Raw genomic sequence first — 25,452 nt, forward strand, 5'->3', positions numbered from 1 at the left:
AATCCGGTGGGAGCGGAACTAAGGAGTCTCTATGCCCACACGTCCCACCGTAGCTATACTTGGCGAATTTGGCACATATAGCGAGCTCCAGCAAGCGTGCGAGCGCGTCGGTGCCCAAGCGTTCGTTACCACAGATCTCAATTCTCTACGAGACGCTGATGGTATGGTGATTGCTGGCCATAAGAAATCTCTCGAAACATACGAGGCTGTGCGGAAACTCCACGGTGATCGGGTGCTTGGCAGGCGCGTTGCAGGCGGCCGTCCTGTCCTCGTTGCCGGGGCTGGTTTTGGGATGCTGTTTGAAATTATCCGAACCGTGAACCCAGAGCTTGGAGACCTTGATATTTCTGCACTAGGAGAGTGGCCGGGTGCTGCACAAGATCTGGCCACCGCTGGGGCTCATCGAGGACACTATAGGGTTGAGGCTGCTGCGTCCAGTAAATTTTTACAGGATCTTCCTGAACCCTTGAATTTCAAGGCAGAGGATGGCGTGTTTACCTGGGATTTTGACCAGAGTATAGACTATATGGAGCCGCCTGCTGTCAGTTGGACTGATGCAGATCCGCGTTATATTGCAGCTGTCGAGAACGGTCCTCTCACAGCAATTCAATTTTGTCCGGTAGCTTCGGGTGCTGCAGGTGAAGAATTTCTTCGCCGCTGGGTTGCGCATCTTCCCGTCATGAACCGTTTGTAGCATCATAAATTTTACGAAAAACTGCGAAGGAGCATCACATGTCACCTCTATACTCCGGACTTATTCTTATGACTGTTGGGGCATTCTTTGCCGGTGGGGGTATATCTTTCCGTAAACAGGGCATATCTCTTGGCGCGCAGATTGTGCTGTGGATTATTGCTTTAGTCCTCTTTGGGTACGGGGCATATGTAACTTTCGTATACGGGTCACAGGGATAAGAATATGGGTACTCTAGAACTTCTTCCCGCAGTCGATATTGCTCAGGGGCGTGCAGTGCGTCCCGTAGGCGGTCGCCTCTCCCAACAGAGTGAGGGTGCAGATCCAGTGGAAACGGCTCTATCGTGGTGCCGCGCGGGGGCACGATGGATTCACCTTGTTGATCTGGATATGGCGTTTGGTCGTGGTAACAACACCTGCATCCTTCGAGAGGTTATTGATCGAGTTCGTGCGACAGCTCAGAATCCTATCAAAATACAGGTCAGTGGCGGTGTTAAAGATGAACGTTCTTTGGAATTCGCCTTGAGTCTTGAACCCGATCGCATCAATGTGACGTCGGCGGCGCTGCAGCATCCGGCATGGTTAGAGAAAACACTAGGGCACTATGGTGAGCGGATAGCTCTGGGTTTGGACGCTCGCAATGGAACCGTTGTAGCACGTGGGACCGCATGGTGTGGCGATTCCGTGCATAACACAGTGCGATGGCTGCAAACTGCGGGAGCATGCCGGTATATTGTGACAGATGTAAGCCGAGATGGTGCTCTCTCAGGGCCTGGGCTACAGCTGCTTCGTGAAGTTCTCAGTCTCACTGAGCATCCCGTTGTGGCTTCGGGAGGTGTTGCTTCTCTGGAAGATATTCGTACTCTTCGTGCGCTGACGAATCAGGGCTTGGAAGGTCTTGTCCTAGGGAAGGCGCTGTACGTCGGCAATTTTACTTTTGAGGAAGCTCTTAAGGCGGCTAATGATGATGCCTCATAACCCACAAGAACAACGGAATCTGTCTGAACCCCAAAAGCGTGCAGCTGCACGGCGCGCGTTGCCAGAGCATATTGCGGCTCAATTGCGCAGCGCTGGGAGGCAAACTGATACTGGCGGACAGCCCTGGAAAGGGAGGAACCTAGGAGAGGGAACGTCACAAACCCATCAATACTATGGAGACGATGGCTTGACGAACCCAGGTTTAGCCCGGGTTCTGACCTCTTTTGAAGCTGATGAAGTTGATGAGGTAGCAGTTGTTGAAGCGTTGAGTGAAGTGCGAATATTTGCTCCGATTGTTGCTCAGCTTTCACAAGCTCATATAACCCATGATGGTCTGGTGTCTGATAAAGAAGCTGACATGGCATTAGTCAGCCTGCAGGCTCCAGATGGTCGAAAAGCTCTTCCTGTTTTTACGAGTGTTGATGCTTTGATGCAGTGGCACCCGCAGGCTCGCCCGGTTGCAGCCTCTATGCGTAAAACGGCATTGAGTGCTGTGGAAGATGATAACCAACTCATCGTTGTGAATCCTGGTCAGAACCTCACCTTTGTGGTACGTCGCCCCGCTGTTTGGTCTTTGGCGCAGGGGAAACAGTGGATCCCTTCGTATCTCAACGACGAGGTACTAAATGAACTAAAGCGCCTTATCTCTACACAACCCGCTCTGGTAGATATTCAGTGTGATACTGGTGATGGCGTACAGGCACGCACAGGCACGGGGAAGATCCTAAGGGGCGGAGGTGCCGGTCCTGAACTTGCGATTAAACTTGCTGTTCTTCCCGGACTTACCCGCGAACAGCTCAATATGGTAATTCAGGATTTTCAGCGGAGTCTGGCGAGCAGCGACCTTATGTCACAGGTGGTTGATTCTGTGCAGATTAAGCTTCTTTCTGCTTCATAGATTTGTGTAGGCTCAGTTGATGATGTCTTGGTGAACTTTAGAGAGTGTGAGATTCTAGAACCATGAGTAATATAACGAATAGTTTTCAATTTGGCGCATCATCAAATGAATCTGTACCTGTACACGGCGGTACAGAGCTAACTGATGAACAAATGCATGCCGTTAGTGAACAGATGCGGGATATTGCCGATGTGCCAGCCGTTGAGATTATCGGTGCTGCGGCTGTCCATCTCATGAGCGCTGCAGCCGTCAAATGCGGTCTGGCTGCCGAAGATAATGCTGCGGAGTTACAGGACTTGGATGAGGCACGCAAACTTATTACTGCATTGGCGGGGTTTGTGGCGGCGGCGGCTCCAGAAATTGGTTCGCAGCATGCCGCCCCGCTGCGTGATGGGCTGCGGACGTTACAGCTGGCGTTTCGGGAAGCATCGTCAATCCCAGATGAGCCGGGGCAGGGGCCTGGCGAGAAATTTACCGGTCCTGTGTACTAATTCTGCGTGCTGAAGTACCTTGAACGATCCATGAATGTAAATCTTCATATGTTCACCACACAGGTTTTCAGATAAGATTTTGCCTTGTGCGGGGTAGCGTAATGCGCATAGTCGTAGCTGCCCCTCACGGCAGGTTTACTGGGCTGACTGACCGGCTTCACAGGGATAAAACGGGAATATAACGAAGAAGGTTATCCTTCTTGGCATTTTCTTGTGAATTAGCTATAAACCCGGTAGACTAGTGTATTGTTTGCAAGTGGAGTATACTCCCACCCGCATCCGCCCACATATGGTATGAGGCAGACGGGTTAGATAACCGAATTTTCGGTATTCGATGTGTGCCTTCGCTTGTAAACGGCGAGGGCTTTTTTAGTGCTCGCCACGGATAATATTCACGGGGAAACCCACAGAGCACAGGAGCTACTCATTAGCGAACCACGCATAAACGATCGTATCCGCGTTCCGGAGGTCCGACTTGTTGGCCCCGGTGGCGAGCAGGTAGGCGTTGTTCCTCTTAAAGATGCCTTGCGTCTTGCTGAGGATGCCGAACTCGACCTTGTCGAGGTTGCCCCGAACGCGAAACCGCCCGTTTGTAAGCTCATGGACTACGGTAAGTACAAGTACGAAGCTGCGGTCAAGGCTCGTGAATCCCGCAAGAAACAGGTTAACGCCGTTCTGAAGGAAATCCGTTTCCGGCTGAAGATTGATACCCATGACTATGAAACCAAGGTTGGGCACGCTCGTCGTTTCTTGACCGGTGGGGATAAAGTCAAGGCCATGATTCAGTTCCGAGGTCGTGAACAGCAGCGCCCCGAGATGGGTGTGCGTCTGCTTGAGCGTTTGGCAGAAGAACTGGTTGAGGTGAGTACTATTGAGTCTCGTCCTCGTCAGGATGGACGCAACATGGTGATGGTTCTGGCACCGCTTCGCGGTAAAGCAGAAGTGCGCCGTGGACAGAACTCAAGCAACCGCAAGGGTCGCGAGCGTCTCGACACGACTACGGCGAAGCCCGTTAGTAACTCATTGGCAGATGCTATGCCTGCCGAGTTGAAAGCTCAGGCTTCAGCCGAGTAATAGAGCCGAAACACAGCTTGGGGGCGCCCCTCGTTGAGGTGGCGTCCTTGAACTTTGGGTTCGGTGCGGCGGGTTAATCCCCGATCGTAATTCGTCCTTGGGGGAGGGCACTCTTCCCCCTCAAGCTACTCCGCTCGCGCGGGGATGAATGTAAGGAGAACGGCAGCTATGCCGAAGCAGAAGACCCACTCTGGTGCTAAGAAGCGCTTCAAGCTCACCGGTAGCGGCAAGGTTAAGCGCCAGCAGGCGAACCGCCGCCACTACCTGGAGCACAAGTCCTCTCGTCTGACCCGTCGTCTGGCATCCGACCAGATTGTTACTGGTGGCCAGGCAAAGGTTGTTAAGAAGATGCTGGGTAAGTAAGCTACGCTTACAATTCGCCTAGAGAAGCGGGAAAACCCGCATCACAGACCAAGACTCGCTCCTGCACGGTATAACATGATGGCCGTTCAGGACATAAGACGAAGGAGACACACGTGGCACGTGTGAAGCGCGCGGTTAACGCGCACAAGAAGCGCCGTACTATTCTCGATCGTGCATCCGGTTACCGCGGTCAGCGTTCGCGCCTGTACCGTAAGGCTAAGGAACAGGTCACCCACTCGCTCGTATACAGTTACGACCACCGTCGTAAGAAGAAGGGCGATTTCCGTCGCCTCTGGATTCAGCGTATTAACGCTGCATCCCGTGCGCAGGGATTGACCTACAACCGTTTCATTCAGGGCCTTAAGGCTGCCGGTGTTGAGGTTGATCGCCGTATGCTGGCTGAGCTCGCTGTGAACGAGCCAGCAGCTTTCAATGCTCTGGTTGAGATCGCTAAGAAAAACCTACCTGAGGATACCTCGGCTCCTAAAGCGTAACTGAGAGCCAGGTAATACCTGCAGCAGTGCGGGTATTAAAGCGTAAACGGTCGCCGTGTCTCATGACGGCGACCGTTTTTTACTTACATAGAAATCCTGTAAAACGCAGCCCCACTTCAGTGTGCGCGGGGGAGCGCATCGGTTACCTTTTGCCTGTACCCTTAAAGGGTGAATTTTCTAGAACGCATAAGTTCCCCAACCGTGATGTCGAATCCGTATGCTGATCGTGTACGTGACATCGCCAAGCTGAGCACTCGTCGTGGTCGTATCAAGAAAAAACAGTTCATGGTCGAAGGACCCCAAGCCGTGCGTGAGGCGCTGAAAGCTCATCTGCAATCGCCGTTGTTAGACGCCGTGTATGTTACGGAAAATGCTTATGAGCGTCACCCCGATATTGCTGAACTTCTGGAACAAGCGCACGGTACCCCTACACCTGAGGAAGGCCGCCGTGTCTTTATGCGTGTCGTGACCGATGAAGTCTTGGCGGCTATGGCGGATTCCGTAACCCCGCAAGGTATTATTGCCATTTCGTTCATGGTGGATACTTCGTTCTCTGTCTTATGGGGTGAAAACGCTCTCAACCCTAAACTTATCGCTGTACTATCCAGGATTCAGGACCCTGGGAATGCTGGTACTATTCTGCGTGTGGCGGATGCGGCAGGGGCCGATCTCGTTATCACCACGAAGGGGTCGGTTGATCTTTATAACCCCAAGACAGTACGTTCAACGGCAGGTTCTCTCTTTCACGTTCCCATTATTCAAGGTGTTGAGCTGGAAGAATTTGCCGAGGATGTAAAATCTCAGGGAACCGTTGTGCTTGCCGCCGATGGGTACGGTACTGTAAATCTTCAAGACCTTATTGACCACGCGGCAGTTCTTCGCGCTGGTCTTGACGGTGAAGCTCCGGCGGGGGTAAAAGGTGCGTTTGACCTTTCTCGTCCTACTATGTGGCTTTTTGGAAATGAAGCTCAAGGGCTTAGTGCTGAGGAGAAATCTGCGGCTACGATGCGCATTGCAGTTCCAGTGTATGGCGCGGCCGAATCGTTGAATGTAGGTACTGCTGCAGCGATATGCCTCTATGCTTCGGCAATGGCACAACACCAGACTCAGTAGCTTCCTGACTCGGCGGCTCATATAAAATAAGAACTTTTGAAACACAGACATGTATTGGAGAAAGAATGTCCGCTCATTCTGATCACACCGGATCAGGCGCAATTTTTGCGGCTTTAGGCGCAAACCTAGGCATCGCGGTTCTTAAGTTTATTGCCTACCTTCTGACCCGTTCATCCTCAATGTTGGCCGAGGCTATTCACTCGGTGGCAGACTCGGGTAACCAATTACTTCTGCTGGTAGGCGGCAAAGTAGCGCAAAAAGAAGCAGACGAAGAGCACCCTTTTGGTTACGGGCGTAACCGCTATATCTATGCCTTCATCGTATCTATTATTATCTTCGCGCTTGGTGGCCTCTTCGCGCTCTACGAGGGGTACGAGAAATGGCATGACCCGCACGGAATTACGGAATGGCAGTGGGTACCGGTTGCGGTGCTTGTAGGTTCTATTCTCCTGGAAGGTAACTCATTCCGTGTTGCTATTAAAGAATCACGCGAGATGAAAGGACAGCAGAGCTGGCTTCGTTTCTTGCGTACCTCAAAGAATCCGGAGCTTCCGGTACTTCTGCTGGAGGATGCGGGCGCACTTTTTGGCTTGGTCTTGGCTCTTTTCGGTGTGTCGATGACTTTGCTGACTGGCAACGGTCTGTGGGATGCCGCCGGAACTTTGGCTATCGGTATACTTCTGGTTTTTATTGCTATATTCCTTGCTTCTGAGATGAAGTCTTTGATTCTGGGGGAGGCTGCTTCCCCGGAGGATCTCGCGAAAATTCGTGCTGCAATCGAAAACGGGGATCAAGGTCGTGTTATTCATATTAAGACTGTGCATCTGGGACCTGAAGAGATTTTAGTTGCGGCTAAGATCCGCATTCATGATGCTGATACGGGAATTACCGTTGCGAATGAGATCGACAAAACTGAAGAACGTATTCGTGAGGCGGTACCGGCGGCACGCGTTATATATCTGGAGCCGGATGTTTACCGTCCCAAAGCGCAGGACTCCACGAGCGTATCCCATTAGCCGGTAGAAAGCCCGGACTTATAGATCTTCTTGGTCTGCTGGAATGCTTATTCTCGAAAGGAACAGATGTCGGAATATTCCGTTCAAGTGGTGGGTGCTGCTATTGTAGACAGCCTTGAATCACCCTCTTGGATGCTTGTTGCGCAGCGGTCTGCACCCGAATCCCTTGCGGGTTTATGGGAGTTTCCGGGTGGCAAGGTTGAGCCGGGGGAATCTTGCGAGCAGGCGCTGGAACGTGAACTGATAGAAGAACTTGGTGTGAGTGTACATATTGGTTCTGAGGTACAGGGAGATCATCCGCAAGGCTGGGTCTTAAACGAGAAGGCTGCTATGCGGGTGTTCCTTGCCGAGATTAGCAGGGGTGAGCCTTTACCACTCCAAGATCATCGTGAACTTCGATGGGTTTCAGTGAAGAAGCAGAGCGGTCAAGATATTCTTGATTTACCCTGGATTCCCGCCGACTTGCCTATAGTGCGGGAGTTGCTGAGCATACTCCATCAGAGCTGAAATATAACGGTGCGTCTTGTGAGGCATTTCCAGAGCGTAAAGGCATAAGTATCCGTTATTTCTGTAAAAAATGAAAGGTTAACGGATATTTCTTTCTGAACAAGCGTTGGGTTCCTTGTTATTATGCAGACATTCTGTAGGTAAACTATGCCTATCCCAACACTACACTTATGATGTGCTAAGTCTCACACGATCCTGATGGGGTGTGTAACCCAGGGAACCTTTAGAGTTAAATTAAAGAAAAGAAATTTTGTCTAATCTAACGTGGTGACGAATTATGGGTCTTGATGCACAATCATGGGGAATATTCATTGGTAACTTCCTCATCGGTTTACGGGAAGGGCTAGAAGCCGCGCTTGTCGTGGGTATTCTTATTGCCTATGTGCACAAGACCAAGCGTAATCACCTTCTCCCACCTATTTGGATTGGCGTTGCAGCCGCCATCGCTGTTTCGCTCATCTTCGGAGCAATTCTGACTTTTGGGCCTGAAACGCTGACCTTTGAAGCCCAAGAAGCCATCGGCGGTTCCCTCTCGATTATTGCGGTTGGATTTGTCACCTGGATGGTGTTCTGGATGGCGGAAAACGCTCGCGCCCTCTCTGCGGAACTTCACGGAAAACTTGATGCGGTTCAAACTAGCTCATGGGCCGTGATAGTTCTCGCGACTCTCTCAGTAGGGCGTGAAGGTCTTGAAACCACGCTCTTTATCTGGTCTGCCACTCGCGCCGCTACTCAAGGCACTGAGATAGGCACGGTACTTCCTGTCATTGGTGCCATTGTCGGTATTTTGACGGCAGTACTCATTGCGTGGGCTATGATGCGCGGTGTTATGAAGATCAACCTTGCGAAGTTCTTCACCTGGACCGGCGCCTTCCTCATTATTATTGCCGCTGGTGTACTCTCCTATGGTATTCACGATCTACAGGAAGCACGAATACTGCCGGGACTGAATAATATCGCGTTTGCTTCTCAAGACTTTATCGAACCGGGCGGCTTCCTTGCCACGATCCTGAAAGCAGTCTTTAACCTTTCGACCACTACCACGTGGGTCGAAGCTATAGCGTGGGTGCTGTACGTGGGTATCGTTATGCCCCTCTTCTTCTGGAAACAAAAGCGAGGTCATACCCCTTCGCGTAAAGCTGCTGATGCGTCTCAAGCATCTGGCATGGTGCACGTATCGAAGGTGGCTAATAAAATCACTGGTGAAACTGCTTCTTCCTCCAACTCTGCAGGTATTAAGACCCCTACTTCCGATGCCGGATAACTGATTTTTCATATTTCTCTGTCCCCGAACAAAGGAAAACACAATGCGAAAGTCCCTATACTCCGCAGGTGCCCTGCTGTCAGTCGGCGCTATTGCGCTGACCGGGTGCACGCCCAATAGCGCGAATAACGCCTCAGGTGGTTCTGGCGGAACCGCTGACGGTTCCATCTCGGTTACTTCAACCGATACCGAGTGCAAGCTTTCTGCCACCGAAGTTAAAGCTGGTAAGGTTACCTTCAAGGTAAAGAACGAAGGCTCGAAAGTGACCGAGTTCTACGTCCTAGGCTCCGACGGACTGCGCATTATTTCTGAGGTCGAAAACATTGGTCCCAACCTTTCTCGTGATCTCACTGTTGAACTTCCTGAAGGCTCGTATAAGACAGCCTGCAAGCCCGGTATGGTTGGCGACGGTATCAAGGGTGATCTTAAAGTTGTCAAGAACGAGAGCGCTCAGCCCATCTCTGCTGATGAGCAGGCTATGCGCGATACCGCAGTTACGCAATACTCTTCATACGTGAAAGACCAGGTCGAGGCGCTTAAAACCGATACTGACGAGTTCGCCAAGCTCTACCAAGAGGGCAAGAACGAGGAGGCAAAAGCTAAGTACGCGGCGGCCCGTATACATTACGAGCGCATCGAGCCCATTGCGGAAAGCTACGGTGAGACCCTAGACCTCAAGCTGGATGCGCGTGAAACCGATCTCGAAGAAGGTAAGATTCAGGAGTGGACCGGTTGGCACAAGATCGAGAAAGACCTGTGGCAGCCTAAGGCAGATGCCAACGACGGAAAAGAATACAAGCCGCTCACCACTGAAGAACGTAAACAAGTCAGCGAAACGCTCGTGAAGGATACCCAAGAGCTGTACGATTACGTGCATTCGGATAAGTTTAAGCTTGATGCATTCCAGATCTCTAATGGTGCGAAAGAGCTCTTGGATGAGGTTGTCAACACCAAACTGACCGGTGAGGAAGAGAACTGGTCACACACTGACCTCTCCGATTTCCAGGGTAACGTAGACGGTGCGAAGGTGGACTACGAAAACCTTCTGCCGATTCTGCAGAAGAAGAACCCTGAACTTGCCAAGACTCTGCAAGAGAAATTCGACGCCGTGCAGAAGATCCTGGATAAGTACAAGCAGGACGACGGTTTCAAACCCTATAACGAGCTGAGCAAAGAAGAAGTCCGTGAGCTCTCCGATGCCGTGACTGCGCTCGCAGAGCCTGTCTCGCAGATGACTGAGACCGTGGCAGGCGGTGAGTCCGCTGAGGGCAAGAGCGGTGATACTTCTTCGTCGAAGCCGGCTGCGTCATCTGAGTCGTCCGCTGGAGCTTCGCAGGATGCTTCTGAGCCAGCGGCAGGTACCTCATCGGCAACAGCTAAGTAACGTATCAGCATTTCAACGTACAGATCCTGATCACACAGGGGATTGATGGCGTTGGGAGATGTTGCCTAGACGCTGAGCCGTCCGTGAGCGTTTCTACATTCGCGAGATAATCGCGGATACAGGGACGCTTGCGGGCGGTCGGTTCTCAAATATTCAACTGACACACAGTTGTCACATAATCTCCAAAATATTTAGGGAGAATATCTCATGCGTGAAGAAAAGACACCCACGACACAGGTTCAGCAATCCCACACTGCTGACCAGTCAGACGTATCTCGTGGTACCAGTCGACGGACTCTGATGACGGGCGCAGGTATAGCGGCTGCCTCTGTGGCAACTGTAGGCGCTCTTGCTGGATGTTCCGCAGAAGACCAAAAAAATGCTGAGGCCTCGGGTAAGTCTGCTGTTAAAGACTCATATTCTTTCTTTGGTGAGCATCAAAGTGGTATCTCGACAGATGCCCAAGACCGCATGTATTTTGCGGCTCTCACTCTTAAAACCACATCGAAGGATGAGATTAAGAAGCTTTTTAAAGAATGGTCAGAAGCATCGCGTAAACTCATGGCGGGAGAAATCGTGGGGGAGGACTCCTCCTATGAAGCACCTCCAAAAGATACAGGCGAAGCTATGGATCTTTCTGCTGGGCATCTAACTATCACCTTTGGCTTGGGGCGATCGTTTTTCGTGGATTCAGAAGGCAAAGATACGTACGGGTTTAAAGATAAACTTCCGCCCGCCTTGGTAGACATTCCCAAGATGGCGGGGGATGTCATAGAACCCGAACGAAGCGGCGGCGATCTGTGTATTCAAGCCTGTGCTGATGATCCCCAGGTGGCTTTTCACGCTATCCGAAACCTAGTGCGTATTGCTGCGGGTCGTGCCGTTGTAGCGTGGAGCCAGCTCGGATTTGGGCGTACCGCATCCACGTCAAGTACGCAGGATACCCCGCGCAACCTCTTCGGGTTCAAAGACGGTACCAACAATATTAAGGTTCAGAATCCAGAGTTGTTGGAAAAGCATGTCTGGGCTTCAAAATCTAATTCGGAGGGGCACCCCGATTGGATGGACGGCGGCACCTACCTTGCGGCACGCCGCATCCGCATGATTATCGAGACATGGGACCGCTCCCGGCTACGGGAACAAGAAGAAATCGTGGGGCGCACCAAAGTAACAGGCGCGCCGCTGTCAGGCGGTGAAGAATTTACCGCTCCGGATTTTAATATGAAGGGCAAATACGGTCCCATTATTCCCGATGATTCGCATATGCGCCTGATGCACCCAGACCAAAACAACGGGGTGCAGATGCTTCGTCGTGGGTATAACTACACGGATGGTTCTGACGGGCTGGGGCACCTGGATGCCGGTCTCTTCTTTATCGCTTTTATCTGTGACCCTCGCACGCATTTTATTCCTTTGCTCAGTACCATGACGGCATCGGATGCTATGAGTGAGTATCTGCGGCATACCGGGAGCGCGGTCTTCGCTATTCCGGCAGGAGTTAAAGACGAGAACGATTTTATAGCATCAAAACTTTTTAACTAAGCTTCGTATTCAACCTTTAGCGGCTGGTCTACGTTCATATAGCGGACGTTGGCCAGCCGCTATGCGTCATATTGTGGAAATTTAATTTGTTTCCGTAAGCCCTCAGGGTACTATTGAGCTAGAAATCACATATACATCGTGGGAGACAATGATGACTACTCCAGCACCTCAGTACGATCCGAACACTTTTAGACGTGATTCAGCCCCGTCGGATACTCAAGCGATTTACATCCAAGAAGGCGGCGAATCACACGACAGCCTATTTAATTCACCATCGAAACACCCTAAAATTTTCCGTCTTCAAGAAATCATGATTGTATCGGCGCTTTTGTGCTTTCTTCATGGTGTTATCTCAGCTTTTGCGCCAAACAACTTCAAACCGCTTGAAGGCCTTCCGGAATTTGGGGTTTGGGGCGGTCTCGTGCTTCTTGCCGTGGCAGCGGTCGTTTATCTATGGGTTTATTTCACCATTCAGAAAGGTAAACGCATCGGTCTTACTTTTGGACTGATATTTGCGATTTTGGGCGCTTTTATCGCTATTATGTCGATGATCGGCAATATTCTTAACTCCCAGCATTACGGTCTTGTTCCCATCTATGCTGGCTGGTTTATCACGAACGTCCTATGGATTCGTTCCGCTTTTGACCCCGCTGTTAAAGAGCTCCTCGTCTAAATACATAAATGACGACATAATTCCTGGCTGCATTCACAGAGGTGATGCGGCCAGGATCTATTTAAATTTAACGCTGGTTGCGCTGAGATTTTGTGGAAAGCTTTCGGCTACTCTGATCGGGAGAATGTTCTGTAGTTTTTCATGCCTAGGGCCTATAGACACAAGCTATCGTGAAAGAAGACTCCAACTGCACTAAACTAGAAAGATAGCGCGTGTCTGCGTGCCCTGCGGCGCGCCCGCCTGGTGAGAACAATGCACAAATGCAGAGAAGAGTAGTTATGACCGATTCCGTGCAGGAACATGAGAACGCGCCCGAATCAGCGCACATTCTTGCCCGTATTGCACAGGTTTTAAAAGAGAACCCTGAGAACGGTTTAGAAACCGTTCGAGAAGCCTTCGAGGCAGAACGTGAACGCGCGCAGAAAGCTCTGCGTGAGCACGCGCAAGACTTTGACTCGCTCAAGGAAGTACGTCTTGGATTCTTTGGCGATAAAGGCAGCTTAAGCCTTGCCAACCGGCAGATGCGTGACCTTGAAAACCAACATAAGGGGCCGGTCGGTAAACTTTTGGGACAGGCGCGTGCGGCACTCACCGAGGCTATTGAGGCCCGTACCGCAGAACTTGAGGCAGAGCGCGAGGCGCGCATCCTTGCGGAAGAAGCGGTAGATGTCACCGCTGCCACAGCACGCCATTCATTGGGTGGGCGTCACCCTGTTGCGTTGATGCAGGAAAAACTTACCGATATTTTCGTGGGTATGGGCTGGGAAGTCGCCGATGGACCGGAACTAGAGTCCGAGTGGTATAACTTCGATGCCCTGAATATTAAGCCAGATCATCCGGCACGCGAGATGCAGGATACTTTCTATGTAGAGCCTAAAGAAACGCATCTTCTTTTGCGCACCCATACCTCTCCGGTACAGATGCGTTCCATGCTTACCCGTGAGCTGCCACTGTACATTGTGTGCCCTGGTCAGGTTTATCGCACAGATGAGCTTGACGCTACGCACACTCCAGTATTCCATCAGATTGAAGGCTTGGCAGTCGATAAGGGACTGACCATGGCTGATCTGAAGGGCACTCTCGAATATATGGCGCGTGCAATGTTTGGTGAGGACGCGAAGATTCGTTTGCGTCCGAACTTCTTTCCCTTCACGGAACCTTCTGCAGAGCTCGACCTATGGCACCCCCACGCGAAAGGCGGGCCCCAGTGGATTGAGTGGGGCGGTTGCGGCATGGTGCATCCCAATGTTTTACGTGCCGCTGGCATTGACCCCAATGTATATTCGGGTTTTGCGTTCGGCATGGGTATTGAGCGTACCCTCATGTTCCGTAATAATGTCCTTGATATGCACGACATGATTGAGGGCGATATCCGTTTCTCTGAACAGTTCGGGATGGAGATTTAGACACTATGCGTATACCCCTATCATGGCTGCGCGAATTTGCGCCTGTTCCCGCGGATGCTTCGGCTGAGGACGTTCTTGCAACTCTCGTGAAGGTAGGTCTAGAGGAAGAGGATGTTCATCGTCCTACCGATGAGATTTCCGGTCCCATCGTGGTCGGTCAGGTGCTTTCACTGGAGCCCGAAACTCACTCCAACGGCAAGACCGTGAATTGGTGCCAGGTGCGCGTAGTTCCCGAAGGACAAACACAGACTCTCACCGGCAAAGGCATTGAAGAATCCGGCGTGCAGGGTATTATCTGCGGTGCCCACAACTTCAAGGTCGGCGACAAAGTCGTAGTAACTCTTCCCGGCGCCGTACTGCCCGGAAACTTCGCCATTACCGCCCGCAAAACCTATGGGCACAAGTCTGCCGGTATGATCGCTTCTACCCGAGAGCTGGGGATTGGTGAAGATCACGGTGGTATTTTGGTGCTCTCTACGCTGGGTCTTGACCCGGAACTTGGTTCCGATGCGTTGGAACTTTTGGGTCTGCATGACGAAGCAGCAGAGGTTAATGTGACTCCCGACCGCGGATATGCGTTTTCGATTCGCGGTATTGCCCGTGAATATGCGCATGCGACCGGAACTTCTTTTAACGACTTCGTTCTGGAATACGGCGCTCGCGCCCCCAAGGCTAACTCTGAAGGCATCTCGGTACGTCTAGAGGATTCCGCGCCAATTCACGATAACCCGGCAACTATACGCTTCACCATGCGCCAGGTTAATGGTGTGGATGCAACCGCGCCAGTACCCACGTGGATGGCTTCACGCTTGCGCTTAGCGGGTGTGCGTTCTATCTCGCTGCCGGTTGATATTTCCAATTACGTGATGCTTGAGACTGGTCAGCCGCTGCACTTCTATGATGCCGATAAGGTACAGGGAGAAATCATTGTGCGCCGAGCAGTCGCAGGGGAGAAGCTGACGACTTTGGACGGCGTTGAACGCGACTTGCATCCAGAGGACATCGTGATTACCGATGATTCCGGCGTTATCGGTCTTGCTGGTGTCATGGGCGGTGCTTCTACCGAGGTTACGGCTGAGACGAAGAATATTCTGATCGAGGCGGCGCGTTTCGATGAGGTATCTATTGCGCGTACTGCCCGTCGCCATAAGCTGATCTCTGAGGCATCTAAACGCTTTGAACGCGGGGTCGATACAAAACTTCAGCCAGCGGCTGCCCAGCGTGCAGTTGAGCTACTTGTCGAGCTCGCAGCAGGAGTTGCAGATGCGGGGGTGACCGATGTCGTGATTTCTCGCGATCCAGTGGTCATCGACCTTCCCCGGGATTACGTGAAGAACCGCATCGGGGTGGAGTACTCACCCGAACAGATCGTCAATACTCTCACAGAAATAGGATGTGAGGTTGAGGCGACCGCGACGGGATACACCGTAAAAGCTCCTTCGTGGCGTAATGATTTGCTGGCTCCGGAAGATCTAGCGGAAGAAATTGCTCGTTTGGATGGATACGAGAATATTCCGTACACTCTACCCGTCGCTCCCGCAGGTCACGGATATACTCCGGAACAAGCCGCCCGTCGGCGAGCTGCTAATGCGCTCGCGGCAGCTGGGTTGACCGAGGTTTTCGCTTACCCCTTCGTCTCGGAGGAAGCGAATAATCTTTGGTCTTCGCCAACCGCTGGCGAAAAAGTGAACTCGGTACGGTTAGCGAACCCAATTTCTTCTGCTGAGGGATGGCTGCGTCGCTCGCTCCTGCCCGGTTTAACAGAGGTTTTGCAGCGGAATCTCTCGCGCGGTTTCAAAAACTTGAAGATTTTTGAAGCTGGCCGCGTTTTTATTCCTGGTGAACGACAGGGCTCCGCTAGTATCCCTCCTTTGGGTGAACGGCCCAGTGATGAGGTTCTTGCGGATTTGAATGCGGGTATCCCCGAGCAGCCTGTGTATTTTAGTGGCCTATTTGCTGGCGCCGAACACGAGCCAATGCCTGGCACTCAGGCTCGTGCCTATGACTGGCGCGATGCGCTGGATGCGGCACGCCTCATAGCGGATGTTTTAGGTGTTGAGATTGTGATTGCCCAAGGAACCCATCAGGCATTCCATCCTGGACGAACCGCGCAGCTCCGCACGCAGGACGGACAAACTATTGGTTATGCTGGCGAGCTGCATCCGAAGCTCCTGCAGACCGAGAATCTCCCTGAACGTACCTGTGCTTTTGAGGTGAACTTTACTGAACTGTTTGCTTCCCGCTCGGGTGTGCCTCAGGCATCGCCTATTTACGGTTATCCGGCAGCTACTCAGGATGTTGCTCTTGTGGTCGATGAGAATATTCCTGCTTCTGAGGTAGCTCAGGCTCTTCGTGATGGCGCTGGGGAATTGCTCGAAGATTTGCGAGTCTTCGATGATTATCGTGGTCAGGGTGTCGAGAGTGGTAAAAAATCATTGGCGTTTGCTATGCGCTTCCGGGCACCTGATCGCACGCTCACTGCTGAAGAAGCAAGCGCTTCGCGTGAGGCAGCGGTTGCTGTTGCCGTGGAACGCTTTGGGGCTGTGGCGCGTGTGTAGACACACTATGGCATAGTTCATCACTAGCGCCCCTTCGCCCGTTACGTGGATCAGAAGGGGCGTTAGCTATGTGTTCATACGAGTTATGTACTTGCCAAGTTGTAGGTGAGCGTTAGAAAATCGTCACTCTGTGAAGGTTCTATCACGTCTTAACTTTCCGTAAGGCTAAGGCACCGGTACCCTAGTACAGGAAACACGATAAGGAGAGCGCATGACACAGCGTGATGACGAATACGAAGACGTCGATTACGAGGGTACTGAAGAATCCAGGGATGATTTTTTCGGCATGAGCGATGCCGACGATGAATACTACGAAGAACGACCCCACATCAACTGGGTATCGGTATTTAGCGTACTTCTGGCTATCGTGGTTGCAATCGTTCTGTGCGTTGTGGGTGTTCGTGCGCTTTTCTCTGCGAATCAGGACGCGGAATACGAGGGCAAAAGCTGGGTTATTGAAGGCAGTTATGTTGATTTGACCCCCGATTTAGAAACAGACTCGAATGTAGCGCAATATAAGGGTAATCTGCCGAAGGATAACCGCATCGACGGCATGAAATATCGCTCAAACCTGAAGGACACCTATGAGGTCCATGCGGGTGAAAATATCGATTTCCGTGGTACGCAGACTGGAACCTATGCGCAGGATTTCCCCCGTGAGGTAAGTGCTTTAGTCGCAGAGACCTCTGACCACCAGATTGAGGTTGTACGTACCGGTGAAAAAGGAAGCGTTAAAGCGATTGAGCAGGGCAGTGTAGGTCAGCAGTACCTCGTTGGCTGGGGTAGTTTTGCGCTAGCTCTTGTTGTGTTGATCGGTGGATGTGCCTTTGGCATATGGTCTAATCGCCGCTCTCGTGTTGATTATGTAGATGTCGACGGATTCGAGGAATCTGACGACTATGAAGAGGACGATGAGGGCTACATCGTTGAGGAAGAATCTTCACAGGACGATGTAGAGTCGCGGCAAAAGTAGCACAGTAGTAGGCTGAACCTGACCTTGTAGAATATGCGAGGTCAGGTTCCGCTTTTGTATGCGGGAATAGAGGATATAAAGTCCACAAAGTATGCTAGAAACGTAAAAGTTTTCAAATAAAGTTGCGCATAATCGATATTTAGGTCGCATAATTATGTGTGTATGTATTATCTTTGAGTATTGAGAGCGGTGCGGTACCTCGTGGGGTCCGTGACTAGGCTCAACCTGTGGTTGGAACCGAAGGAAGTAGAAGACAAAATGCCTTTCCCCTCGACAAAAATCGCGCGTCAGGCACGTATCGTGGAATTGTTGCAGACCCGCCGTGTACGTTCTCAGGCTGAGCTGGCGCAATATCTTACCGATGACGGTATGAAAGTTACTCAGGCTACGCTCTCACGTGATCTTGTGGAAATTGGTGCTGAACGTATTCGTGATGAGGGTGCTGGTCTCATATATGCTGTTCCAAACTATCCTGCGCGTCGTGGGGGAGGGGCAGCTCCCGATGCACGCATGATTTCGCTCTTTAAAGAGCTGCTTATCACGGCGGAAGGCTCAGGTAATATTACGGTTTTGCGCACCCCACCCGGTGCCGCGCAATTCCTAGCGTCCTCTATCGATCAGAGCGGCTTAGAGGCAATTCTTGGCACAATAGCTGGGGACGATACCGTAATGGTAATATCCCGCGATCCTGCTGGTGGACAGGAACTTGCAGCTAGTTTCTTGGCATGGTCTACAAACTAATAAAAGACTTTATTGAATATTCAAATACGTTGAATGCCATGTAAAGCTATGGTTTGCATGAGGCGGTGGGCGCAAAATTGAGACGTGATGGTTTGTTCCCACTGCCTCTGTGCTATTCAGCGGTTGATGCTGCCGCAGCGAGAAGTTCTTGCATACGCGGTAGGTCGAAGAACCGGGCAACATCCGCAGGGGTTTGTGTACCTAAAGACGCATTGGCGCCAGCATCAAGAAGTAACTGAGAGATAGTGAGGTTATCGCGGAATACCGCGCAGACTAACGCCGTTTGCCCACGGTCATTGAGACGATCTAGGTCTGCACCCGCTTTGAGAAGAACGCGCACGATTTCTTCATGCTCATGGTAAGCGGCAAGGATGAGGAGGGTGTCTCCGTGGGAGTTTGTGAGATTTACCGGTATGCCTTGATCGAGGAGCGACTGGAGCGCAATAGGCTTATTATTGCGGGCAAGGTCAAAGATCGAATTGAGGAATTCGAGCTCTTGGTCTTTTAGCTCAGGGGAGACTTGAGATGATGTTGAAGAGTTATCGGTCATGGAGGCTTCCTGCATAGGAGATTATCGTTTATTTTGATTCATTCATAAATACTATTACGAATTTATCAGAATACAAATTTGTTGAATAAATGTGACAGGTAAAAAGCTCGGTTTATAGGTATGCTGTAAACCTTGCCTGAGATTGACGGGTTTAGAATGGAGAAGGCTAAACAAACGCCATATTGTGCTGTTAGCACTACCCCGAGTTAGAGCTTTTTCATGCTACGCAAGAACATACAACAGGAATAAAGAAACGATGCCCGTTACTGTTGAGAATGCCTCCGCCCCTGAACCGGCAACATCGCACAATATTGCACGTCTGCTCGCAAGCCGCATACACGAGAACACTCCAGCGCTAGTATTTTCAGCCTCCTCGAATATCGCTACGGTGACATATCGAAAACTGGGGCAGGCGGCGGCTCGGGTACAGACACATCTGCGAAAATGTGGTGTGAAGGAAGGCGATCGAGTAGCGCTCTCTTTGCCTAATGTTCCCCTGATGCCCGCTCTATACTATGGCATTCTGGCAAGCGGTGCTCTCTGTGTTCCGTTAAACCCTCTGCTGAGTGGTGCCGAGCTTGAACATCATCTGCAGGATAGCGGCGCTACCGTGCTCTTTGCCTGGGAAGGAACCCGCCTAGCAGCTGAAGCACACCAAGTGCCCCTCGTGTGTGACGGAACCGTGCATCTTGAGATATTAGGCGGCACGAGTGCAGACCCTCAATCTTCATTAGCTCCCTTTGGAACAGACCATACGTCTGAACCAGAACTCAAATTATGCCCCGTAAGCCCGGCGGACCCGGCGCTTATTCTCTATACCTCGGGAACCACAGGAAAGCCCAAGGGCGCGACCCTAACGCACGCTAATATTCTGAGTAATGCCCAAAGCTGTGCTCAAGTGTTCGGATTTACCGCTGAAGATATTATTTTTGGTGGCTTACCTCTTTTTCATGCATTTGGGCAAACAGTCACCCTCAACGCGGCATGCGCTGCTGGCTCATCCATCGCTCTTTTGCCAAGGTTCACCCCCGAAGAGGCAATCAAACTCATCGACCAAGCCGATGTGACGGTTCTTGCAGCAGTACCCAGCATGTATGCTGCGCTTATAGCCGCACTCGAAGAAAACCCGTCTAACGCTCGCCAGCTGAAAGGACGCATCCGATTTGGTATTTCTGGCGGCTCACCCCTGTCCGCATCTGCACACAGTGCATTTGATGCGTTAATCTCCTGTCCTATATATGAAGGGTATGGGCTGAGCGAAACCTCACCAGTTGTCAGTTTTAATCAGGCCCAGTTTGGGCACGTAACTGGCTCCGTCGGACGCGTGCTTCCGGGAGTACAGGTGCAGATACGTGACGATGAAGGTCGGTCTTTACCTGCAGGAACTCATGGGCAGCTTTGGGTTTCGGGCGAAAATATCATGGCGGGATACTGGAATAACCCTCAGGCTACGGACGAGGTTTTCGACGGTACATGGTTTGCCACCGGAGATATAGCTCGTCTGGATAACAACGGCAATATTTATATTGTGGACCGCATTAAAGACATGGTGCTGCGTAATGGGTATTCCGTTTATCCTCGTGAAATAGAGGATGTTCTTCAGACACATCCGCAGGTTCGAGCCGTTGCCGTTATTGGTCTTGATGATGCGCTTGTTGGCGAGGAGATTACGGCTGTTGTCGTCTCTCGCGGGCACAAGGATGATGAATCGCTGATTCAAGAATTAGATACTCTCGCGCGTGAGAAACTCGCTGCCTATAAGTATCCGCGCCATTATCGAATTGTAGATTCCATGCCGTTGGGGCCCACTGGAAAAATCCTTAAACATGAACTACGTGCCATGTTTATCGAAAAAAGGTAGAATTCTTGAGGCTGTCAAAGCCACCGTGCCGCATTAATTCTGCGGCGAACATACATCGACTGATCCCAAAACCCGCTGACCTCCGAAAGAGAGAGTAATGAACGTTTCTGCGCTCGCATCCATGCAAGAGCTTATTCCGGCGGCATGCGCAACCATTCAGGATTACCCACATCAGGGAATCCTGTTCTACGACGTCACCACTCTCTTTGCAAACGCTGAGGTTTTTAAAGCATCTATTGACGAGATAGCACGGCTTTTTGAAGGTACTTATGACGTTGTCGCTGGTGTAGAAGCCCGTGGTTTTCTTATGGCTTCAGCGCTTGCTTATGCCTCCGGCAAAGGCATTATGACGGTACGTAAGGCCGGTAAGCTGCCCCGTGAAACATACCGCGAAGAATATGAGCTTGAGTATGGTACTGCAGCTATCGAGATTCACTGTCATGATTTCGCACCGGGAACCCGCGTGCTTCTACTCGACGATATCTTGGCAACCGGTGGCACGCTGGTGGCTGCCACGAAGCTTATTGAACGTGCGGAGCTGAAAGTAGCAGGAATTGGCACTCTCTTGGAACTCAAAGGCTTGGGCGGGCGTGAAGCTCTGGCGCAATACCGAGTAGAAACTTTAAGTGTAGTTTCTGAGTAACGTCCTGCCTCAAAGCACATAGACATAGCTTTTGAGCGTGCATATAACCCTGTAAAATAGATACTCTGTTTTCGGCATCGCCGTAAATCGTGAGTTAATCGGCGTTATGCCGTTAAAGGAGTTTTTATGCCCGCAGAAACATCTAAGAATGTTTCCGAGAATGTTGCTACACGTGTCTTTGCGCAGCAGCTTGCCCAAGAACGCGAACATGTTGCAAAAATCTATGCACGACTAGATGATTTACGGGAAGAAACCTCACAAAAACTCGCGGATGTTCGCAAGAATCAGGCGGTTGGTGGGCATCAAAACCGTTCCGAACGGGACTCTTTTGCCACCCATTACGAAGATCGCCTGGCCCAGCTTAACGCAGTGGATGCGCGGCTTGTTTTTGGCCGTCTTGACCTTACAAAAGACGGAGCCGATGAGGTTCGGTATATCGGCCGTTTAGGAATTATGGATAGCGACCAGAAGCGGCTTTTGATGGATTGGCGTGCCCCCGAGGCCGGCACGTTCTATCAGGCTACGGCGTTTAATCCGTTAGGGGTTCGGCGTCGGCGGCATCTGATGTTGGAGGGACGTACCGTCACCAACATCGAAGATGAGGTGTTCGACTCCGAATTGCTTCAGGATAGCGACACTTTGCATGGTGAAGGTGCGCTTCTCGCGGCTTTAAATAAGAAACGCACCGGGCGGATGAATGATATCGTCGCAACCATACAAGCCGAGCAGGATGCGATTATTCGTTCCGAGCTGCCCGGCGTTCGGGTTGTTCAGGGCGGGCCAGGTACCGGTAAAACTGCAGTTGCTCTGCATCGTGCGGCATATTTGCTGTATACAAATCGAGAACGCCTCGCTAAAGCGGGTGTATTAGTGGTAGGACCGTCGCATTCATTCATGTGGTACATTGAGCGTGTTCTGCCTTCTCTGGGGGAAACCGGAGTGGTCATGGCTTCCTTGGCAACACTGTACCCTGGGCTTCGCGCTGTACCAGAGCACGATCGTCGTATCGCTGGGCTTAAGGGTGATTTGCGCATGGTAGAGGTAATCAAGAAAGCAGTTGAAGATCGCCAAAAAGTTCCTGAGCGGGAACAGCGCCTCAACGTTGAGGGCACTGATGTTGTTCTTACTCCACAGATGGTACGTTCAGCACGTTCTCGAGCTCGTGCTACTGGAAAACCACATAATGAAGCTCGCGAGACGTTCGTCAAAATTTTGCTTAAGGAACTGACGAGCGTGCTGGACGATCAGCTTAATAAAGCCGCTGGTCGCATTGTGGAGCGCCCTTATTTACAAGATGATGTGCGTGCTTCTTTGGATGTACGACGTGCTCTTAACCTTGCCTGGATGCCGCTTTCACCTGAAACGCTGGTGCGTTCTCTGTTCTCGAAACAGCAATATCTAGAGTCCGCAACTCAGAATTTTACTGAGGCAGAAAGGGAACTTCTCAAACGCCCTGCCGATGCTCCTTTGACTGAGGCTGATGTTCCTTTACTGGATGAAGCTGCGGAGCTTCTCGGTGATTTCTCCCGGGTCACGGGTGCGGCAGCAGCAGCGCGCGCAGAGGCTGAGCATCGAGCTAACCTTGAGAATGCGTCAAAAGCACTTGAGAATGTGCATCAGACACTCGCCGATATTGGTGCAGACGGCGTTGTTACGGCCGAGCAGATCGCCGCTCTCAACGAGGTAGGTATCAATCGTATGACTGCTGCAGCTGCGGCACAGGCGGATCGCACCTGGGCCTATGGGCATATTGTTGTGGATGAAGCGCAAGAGCTTTCGCCTATGCAATGGCGTTTGCTGATGCGACGATGCCCCATGAAATCGTTTACGGTAGTGGGAGATATTGCGCAGGCATCTTCAGCCTCTGCCGCTTCATCGTGGTCTCAGGCTCTTGAACCTTTTGTGGGGGAGCGGTTTACCCTTGAAGAATTGACGATTAACTACCGTACCCCGGCGCAAATTGCGGATGCCGCGGTCGCCGTTGCACGCGAAGCCGGGTATGAAGTGTCAGCACCTCGTGCTGTGCGTGAAGGACAATGGGCACCTTTTATCCATCGGGTGCCCCAGGAACACGTGGTTGCTGAGACTGTCCAGCACGTGAGTGATGAGGTTGCCCTAGGAGATGGGGCTCTTATCGGAGTAGTCTGTTCCCCCGCCCAGTACACACAGGTGGCGCGTGCAGTTATGGAAACACATGCGGATCGTACAGGAACCGCTGAGGACGCCGTCGAAAATCAGGTTCTTGTTTTGACTCCTTGGGAAGCTAAAGGGCTTGAGTTTGATGTTGTCATCATCGTGGAACCGCAGCAGCTTCTTGATGATGCACAAGGTGCTGTAGGTGATCTATATGTATCAATGACTCGCCCCACACAGCGGCTTCATCTGGTAGGAACCTCAATGCCCGCAGGTCTAGGTGCTGAAGCAGCCGGATCTGCCCAGTCGTAAAGTGGACCTGTAAGTAGTGTTGGCATGTATCGCAGGTAGCGACGTAGTGCTAGGCTATAACTATCAATCTTGGGTGTACTTACTATGTGCAGGCTGTATTCTGTGCATCAAATATTTCTACACCGTATGTCATGGAACGGAGAACATTGAGAACCATGTCTGCCGACATCCTTAATGCGCAGCACAATGACGACACGTTCGAGAACATCTGGCAGGAGCTCAAATGGCGCGGACTCGTGCATGTGAGTACTGACGAAGAGGCACTCGAAAAAGCATTGAGCGATGAAAAGCTTACATTCTATACCGGGTACGACCCTACCGCCGCATCCTTACATTTGGGGCACCTTGTGCAGCTTTTGGTAATGCGTCGTCTGCAACTTGCCGGGCACTACCCCCTAGGTCTGGTGGGCGGTTTTACTGGCCTAATCGGAGACCCCCGGCAGACATCGGAGCGCGTACTTAACTCCCGAGAAGTCGTTGCTGAATGGGTTCAATCTCTACGGTCTCAGATTGAGCGTTTTCTTTCGTTTGAGGGCGAGAATGCGGCTCGTATGGTGAATAATTTGGATTGGGGCGGGCAGCTTTCGGCTATCGATTTCTTGCGCGATATTGGTAAGCATTTTCGTGTGGGCACGATGGTCAAGAAGGAAATTGTTGCTAAACGCCTAAACTCTGAAGAAGGAATTTCTTACACTGAGTTCTCGTACCAAATCTTGCAGGGCTTGGATTATCTTGAGCTTAACCGTCAGTACGGATGCACTTTGCAAACCGGTGGTTCTGACCAGTGGGGTAATCTCACCAGCGGCACCGAGCTGATTCGCAAGGTCGAGGGAAAAACCGTTCATGCTATTGGAACCCCTCTGATTACAAACTCTGATGGCACGAAGTTTGGTAAGAGCGAAGGCAACGCAATTTGGCTGAACCCCGAGATGTGTTCTCCATATGCCTTTTACCAGTTCTGGCTTAATACCGCTGATGCGGATGTAATAGATCGTTTGAAGGTCTTTACTTTCTTGACTCGTGCGGAGATTGGCGAATACGAGCATAAGGTCGAAACCGAAGCGTACAAGCGTGAAGCACAGAAACGGCTTGCTTATGAGGTTACGGCCCTTGTTCACGGTGTTGAGCCTACGGAACAGGCCATAGCGGCTTCGGAAGCCCTTTTTGGCAAGGGAGACTTTGCGGCCTTGGACGAGAGCACTCTTCAGGCTGTAATGGATGAGCTACCTTCGGTTGAGCTCTCTTCGGATCGGCTGGATCTGATTACTGCGCTTACGGAGCTTGGTTTTGCCTCTTCCAAGTCTGAGGCGCGACGCATCCTGAAAGAAGGCGGCGCGTCTGTCAATGGTGTGAAGGTTCAAGGTGAAGATGCCCTGATCTCATCTGATCAGCTTTTGCACGGTAAGTATGCAATCGTGCGTCGGGGCAAGAAAAACCAGGGCGCGATTACCGTAGTATAGAGTTTACTATTCCCGTTTACCACAGGATCTTGAAGGGTTTCCACACAGTTCGATGTATGGGAACCCTTCATTTATATCTTCAGTGCGGCGGCCTAAAGAGAAAAGAATATTTTAGCGATTCGAGTTTTTGAGGTGGCATGACGGGAATACGCGCTTTTTAAGAACAGTGAAGAGCTTCATAGCTTCGGGGTCTTTCGCACCCCCAACCAGCACTGTAGAATTTATAGATATCTGACTAGTATTTTTATGAGTGTTCTATCTCATCACCCGTTGGGTTGCGGTGGTGGGTGTGGGTGTGTATAGTTGTATGAGTCGCCGCGGCGAGGA

General features: G+C 51.4%; 24 protein-coding genes. 23 read left to right on the forward strand and 1 reads right to left on the reverse strand.

Going from position 1 to position 25,452, the window contains the following annotated elements:
* Positions 1-31: 31 nt before the first annotated feature.
* The 19 genes from HMPREF2804_RS00305 to HMPREF2804_RS00395 all read left to right on the forward strand — a co-directional run bounded on the left by HMPREF2804_RS00305 (position 32) and on the right by HMPREF2804_RS00395 (position 18,166).
* Complete coding sequence (locus HMPREF2804_RS00305) at positions 32-694, forward strand: imidazole glycerol phosphate synthase subunit HisH (protein ID WP_070448406.1); 663 nt, start codon at positions 32-34, stop codon at positions 692-694.
* 38 nt (positions 695-732) lie between these two features.
* Positions 733-912: a hypothetical protein gene (locus HMPREF2804_RS00310; RefSeq protein WP_070448405.1), complete on the forward strand. Its 180-nt coding sequence runs from the start codon at positions 733-735 to the stop codon at positions 910-912.
* A 4-nt stretch (positions 913-916) separates the two neighbouring features.
* The gene (locus tag HMPREF2804_RS00315; protein WP_070448404.1) at positions 917-1,669 is read left to right on the forward strand and encodes a HisA/HisF-related TIM barrel protein; all 753 of its coding nucleotides are present in this window, start codon (positions 917-919) and stop codon (positions 1,667-1,669) included.
* Between the two features lie 187 nt (positions 1,670-1,856).
* Positions 1,857-2,567 carry an SseB family protein gene (locus HMPREF2804_RS00320; protein ID WP_246824079.1) on the forward strand — a complete coding sequence of 237 codons (711 nt, stop codon included), beginning with the start codon at positions 1,857-1,859 and terminating at the stop codon, positions 2,565-2,567.
* A 62-nt stretch (positions 2,568-2,629) separates the two neighbouring features.
* Positions 2,630-3,058 carry a DUF1844 domain-containing protein gene (locus HMPREF2804_RS00325; RefSeq protein WP_070448402.1) on the forward strand — a complete coding sequence of 143 codons (429 nt, stop codon included), beginning with the start codon at positions 2,630-2,632 and terminating at the stop codon, positions 3,056-3,058.
* A gap of 372 nt (positions 3,059-3,430) precedes the next feature.
* Entirely contained in the window at positions 3,431-4,132 is a 702-nt protein-coding gene (gene infC / locus HMPREF2804_RS00330; protein ID WP_083297303.1) for a translation initiation factor IF-3, read from the forward strand.
* Positions 4,133-4,300: 168 nt separating this feature from the next.
* Positions 4,301-4,495, forward strand: coding sequence for a 50S ribosomal protein L35 (gene rpmI / locus HMPREF2804_RS00335; protein ID WP_004006287.1), 195 nt, complete (start codon positions 4,301-4,303; stop codon positions 4,493-4,495).
* A 113-nt stretch (positions 4,496-4,608) separates the two neighbouring features.
* The gene (gene rplT, locus HMPREF2804_RS00340; RefSeq protein WP_004006288.1) at positions 4,609-4,989 is read left to right on the forward strand and encodes a 50S ribosomal protein L20; all 381 of its coding nucleotides are present in this window, start codon (positions 4,609-4,611) and stop codon (positions 4,987-4,989) included.
* Between the two features lie 204 nt (positions 4,990-5,193).
* Positions 5,194-6,102 (forward strand): TrmH family RNA methyltransferase, encoded by a 909-nt coding sequence (locus HMPREF2804_RS00345; protein ID WP_246822535.1) that lies wholly within the window; start codon positions 5,194-5,196, stop codon positions 6,100-6,102.
* Between the two features lie 65 nt (positions 6,103-6,167).
* Positions 6,168-7,118, forward strand: a complete 951-nt coding sequence (locus HMPREF2804_RS00350; RefSeq protein ID WP_070448400.1) for a cation diffusion facilitator family transporter — start codon at positions 6,168-6,170, stop codon at positions 7,116-7,118.
* A gap of 66 nt (positions 7,119-7,184) precedes the next feature.
* Positions 7,185-7,625 (forward strand): (deoxy)nucleoside triphosphate pyrophosphohydrolase, encoded by a 441-nt coding sequence (locus HMPREF2804_RS00355; protein WP_070448399.1) that lies wholly within the window; start codon positions 7,185-7,187, stop codon positions 7,623-7,625.
* A gap of 277 nt (positions 7,626-7,902) precedes the next feature.
* Positions 7,903-8,889, forward strand: coding sequence for an iron uptake transporter permease EfeU (gene efeU / locus HMPREF2804_RS00360; protein ID WP_004006292.1), 987 nt, complete (start codon positions 7,903-7,905; stop codon positions 8,887-8,889).
* 43 nt (positions 8,890-8,932) lie between these two features.
* Positions 8,933-10,273, forward strand: a complete 1,341-nt coding sequence (gene efeO / locus HMPREF2804_RS00365) for an iron uptake system protein EfeO (RefSeq protein ID WP_070448398.1) — start codon at positions 8,933-8,935, stop codon at positions 10,271-10,273.
* Positions 10,274-10,480: 207 nt separating this feature from the next.
* A complete protein-coding gene (gene efeB, locus HMPREF2804_RS00370) occupies positions 10,481-11,815 on the forward strand; it encodes an iron uptake transporter deferrochelatase/peroxidase subunit (protein ID WP_013398783.1) in 1,335 nt (444 codons plus the stop codon).
* Positions 11,816-11,966: 151 nt separating this feature from the next.
* Positions 11,967-12,488 carry an ABC transporter ATPase gene (locus tag HMPREF2804_RS00375; protein ID WP_239652978.1) on the forward strand — a complete coding sequence of 174 codons (522 nt, stop codon included), beginning with the start codon at positions 11,967-11,969 and terminating at the stop codon, positions 12,486-12,488.
* 278 nt (positions 12,489-12,766) lie between these two features.
* Positions 12,767-13,894 carry a phenylalanine--tRNA ligase subunit alpha gene (gene pheS / locus HMPREF2804_RS00380; RefSeq protein ID WP_013398785.1) on the forward strand — a complete coding sequence of 376 codons (1,128 nt, stop codon included), beginning with the start codon at positions 12,767-12,769 and terminating at the stop codon, positions 13,892-13,894.
* A gap of 5 nt (positions 13,895-13,899) precedes the next feature.
* Positions 13,900-16,452 carry a phenylalanine--tRNA ligase subunit beta gene (gene pheT / locus HMPREF2804_RS00385; protein WP_070448397.1) on the forward strand — a complete coding sequence of 851 codons (2,553 nt, stop codon included), beginning with the start codon at positions 13,900-13,902 and terminating at the stop codon, positions 16,450-16,452.
* 211 nt (positions 16,453-16,663) lie between these two features.
* Positions 16,664-17,425 carry a hypothetical protein gene (locus HMPREF2804_RS00390; protein WP_004006298.1) on the forward strand — a complete coding sequence of 254 codons (762 nt, stop codon included), beginning with the start codon at positions 16,664-16,666 and terminating at the stop codon, positions 17,423-17,425.
* Positions 17,426-17,683: 258 nt separating this feature from the next.
* Positions 17,684-18,166: an arginine repressor gene (locus HMPREF2804_RS00395; protein ID WP_048751575.1), complete on the forward strand. Its 483-nt coding sequence runs from the start codon at positions 17,684-17,686 to the stop codon at positions 18,164-18,166.
* Positions 18,167-18,278: 112 nt separating this feature from the next.
* Here the strand turns inward: HMPREF2804_RS00395 and HMPREF2804_RS00400 are convergent, their stop codons facing one another.
* Positions 18,279-18,716 carry an ankyrin repeat domain-containing protein gene (locus tag HMPREF2804_RS00400; protein WP_070448396.1) on the reverse strand — a complete coding sequence of 146 codons (438 nt, stop codon included), beginning with the start codon at positions 18,714-18,716 and terminating at the stop codon, positions 18,279-18,281.
* 256 nt (positions 18,717-18,972) lie between these two features.
* Between HMPREF2804_RS00400 and HMPREF2804_RS00405 the strand changes: the two genes are divergently transcribed.
* The 4 genes from HMPREF2804_RS00405 to tyrS all read left to right on the forward strand — a co-directional run bounded on the left by HMPREF2804_RS00405 (position 18,973) and on the right by tyrS (position 25,125).
* Positions 18,973-20,577 (forward strand): AMP-binding protein, encoded by a 1,605-nt coding sequence (locus HMPREF2804_RS00405; protein WP_070448395.1) that lies wholly within the window; start codon positions 18,973-18,975, stop codon positions 20,575-20,577.
* 97 nt (positions 20,578-20,674) lie between these two features.
* On the forward strand, positions 20,675-21,220 hold the full coding sequence (locus HMPREF2804_RS00410) for an adenine phosphoribosyltransferase (protein ID WP_070448394.1): 546 nt from the start codon (positions 20,675-20,677) through the stop codon (positions 21,218-21,220).
* A gap of 126 nt (positions 21,221-21,346) precedes the next feature.
* A complete protein-coding gene (locus tag HMPREF2804_RS00415; RefSeq protein ID WP_070448393.1) occupies positions 21,347-23,665 on the forward strand; it encodes a HelD family protein in 2,319 nt (772 codons plus the stop codon).
* 155 nt (positions 23,666-23,820) lie between these two features.
* Positions 23,821-25,125, forward strand: a complete 1,305-nt coding sequence (gene tyrS, locus HMPREF2804_RS00420; RefSeq protein ID WP_070448392.1) for a tyrosine--tRNA ligase — start codon at positions 23,821-23,823, stop codon at positions 25,123-25,125.
* Positions 25,126-25,452 lie beyond the last annotated feature (327 nt).

This window comes from Rothia sp. HMSC065G12 (genome assembly GCF_001811455.1).
Taxonomy (GTDB): Bacteria; Actinomycetota; Actinomycetes; order Actinomycetales; family Micrococcaceae; genus Rothia; species Rothia dentocariosa.

Excerpts from the sequence above, each read along its gene's own strand:
- HMPREF2804_RS00390 (WP_004006298.1), top strand. The coding sequence starts at position 16,664 with ATGACACAGCGTGATGACGAATACGAAGACGTCGATTACGAGGGTACT.
- HMPREF2804_RS00375 (WP_239652978.1), top strand. The coding sequence starts at position 11,967 with ATGACTACTCCAGCACCTCAGTACGATCCGAACACTTTTAGACGTGAT.
- HMPREF2804_RS00415 (WP_070448393.1), top strand. The coding sequence starts at position 21,347 with ATGCCCGCAGAAACATCTAAGAATGTTTCCGAGAATGTTGCTACACGT.
- HMPREF2804_RS00315 (WP_070448404.1), top strand. The coding sequence starts at position 917 with ATGGGTACTCTAGAACTTCTTCCCGCAGTCGATATTGCTCAGGGGCGT.
- HMPREF2804_RS00400 (WP_070448396.1), bottom strand. The coding sequence starts at position 18,716 with ATGACCGATAACTCTTCAACATCATCTCAAGTCTCCCCTGAGCTAAAA.
- rpmI (WP_004006287.1), top strand. The coding sequence starts at position 4,301 with ATGCCGAAGCAGAAGACCCACTCTGGTGCTAAGAAGCGCTTCAAGCTC.
- pheT (WP_070448397.1), top strand. The coding sequence starts at position 13,900 with ATGCGTATACCCCTATCATGGCTGCGCGAATTTGCGCCTGTTCCCGCG.
- HMPREF2804_RS00350 (WP_070448400.1), top strand. The coding sequence starts at position 6,168 with ATGTCCGCTCATTCTGATCACACCGGATCAGGCGCAATTTTTGCGGCT.
- HMPREF2804_RS00410 (WP_070448394.1), top strand. The coding sequence starts at position 20,675 with ATGAACGTTTCTGCGCTCGCATCCATGCAAGAGCTTATTCCGGCGGCA.
- efeU (WP_004006292.1), top strand. The coding sequence starts at position 7,903 with ATGGGTCTTGATGCACAATCATGGGGAATATTCATTGGTAACTTCCTC.
- HMPREF2804_RS00305 (WP_070448406.1), top strand. The coding sequence starts at position 32 with ATGCCCACACGTCCCACCGTAGCTATACTTGGCGAATTTGGCACATAT.
- HMPREF2804_RS00310 (WP_070448405.1), top strand. The coding sequence starts at position 733 with ATGTCACCTCTATACTCCGGACTTATTCTTATGACTGTTGGGGCATTC.
- HMPREF2804_RS00405 (WP_070448395.1), top strand. The coding sequence starts at position 18,973 with ATGCCCGTTACTGTTGAGAATGCCTCCGCCCCTGAACCGGCAACATCG.
- HMPREF2804_RS00355 (WP_070448399.1), top strand. The coding sequence starts at position 7,185 with ATGTCGGAATATTCCGTTCAAGTGGTGGGTGCTGCTATTGTAGACAGC.
- HMPREF2804_RS00345 (WP_246822535.1), top strand. The coding sequence starts at position 5,194 with ATGTCGAATCCGTATGCTGATCGTGTACGTGACATCGCCAAGCTGAGC.
- tyrS (WP_070448392.1), top strand. The coding sequence starts at position 23,821 with ATGTCTGCCGACATCCTTAATGCGCAGCACAATGACGACACGTTCGAG.
- HMPREF2804_RS00325 (WP_070448402.1), top strand. The coding sequence starts at position 2,630 with ATGAGTAATATAACGAATAGTTTTCAATTTGGCGCATCATCAAATGAA.
- efeB (WP_013398783.1), top strand. The coding sequence starts at position 10,481 with ATGCGTGAAGAAAAGACACCCACGACACAGGTTCAGCAATCCCACACT.
- efeO (WP_070448398.1), top strand. The coding sequence starts at position 8,933 with ATGCGAAAGTCCCTATACTCCGCAGGTGCCCTGCTGTCAGTCGGCGCT.
- pheS (WP_013398785.1), top strand. The coding sequence starts at position 12,767 with ATGACCGATTCCGTGCAGGAACATGAGAACGCGCCCGAATCAGCGCAC.
- HMPREF2804_RS00395 (WP_048751575.1), top strand. The coding sequence starts at position 17,684 with ATGCCTTTCCCCTCGACAAAAATCGCGCGTCAGGCACGTATCGTGGAA.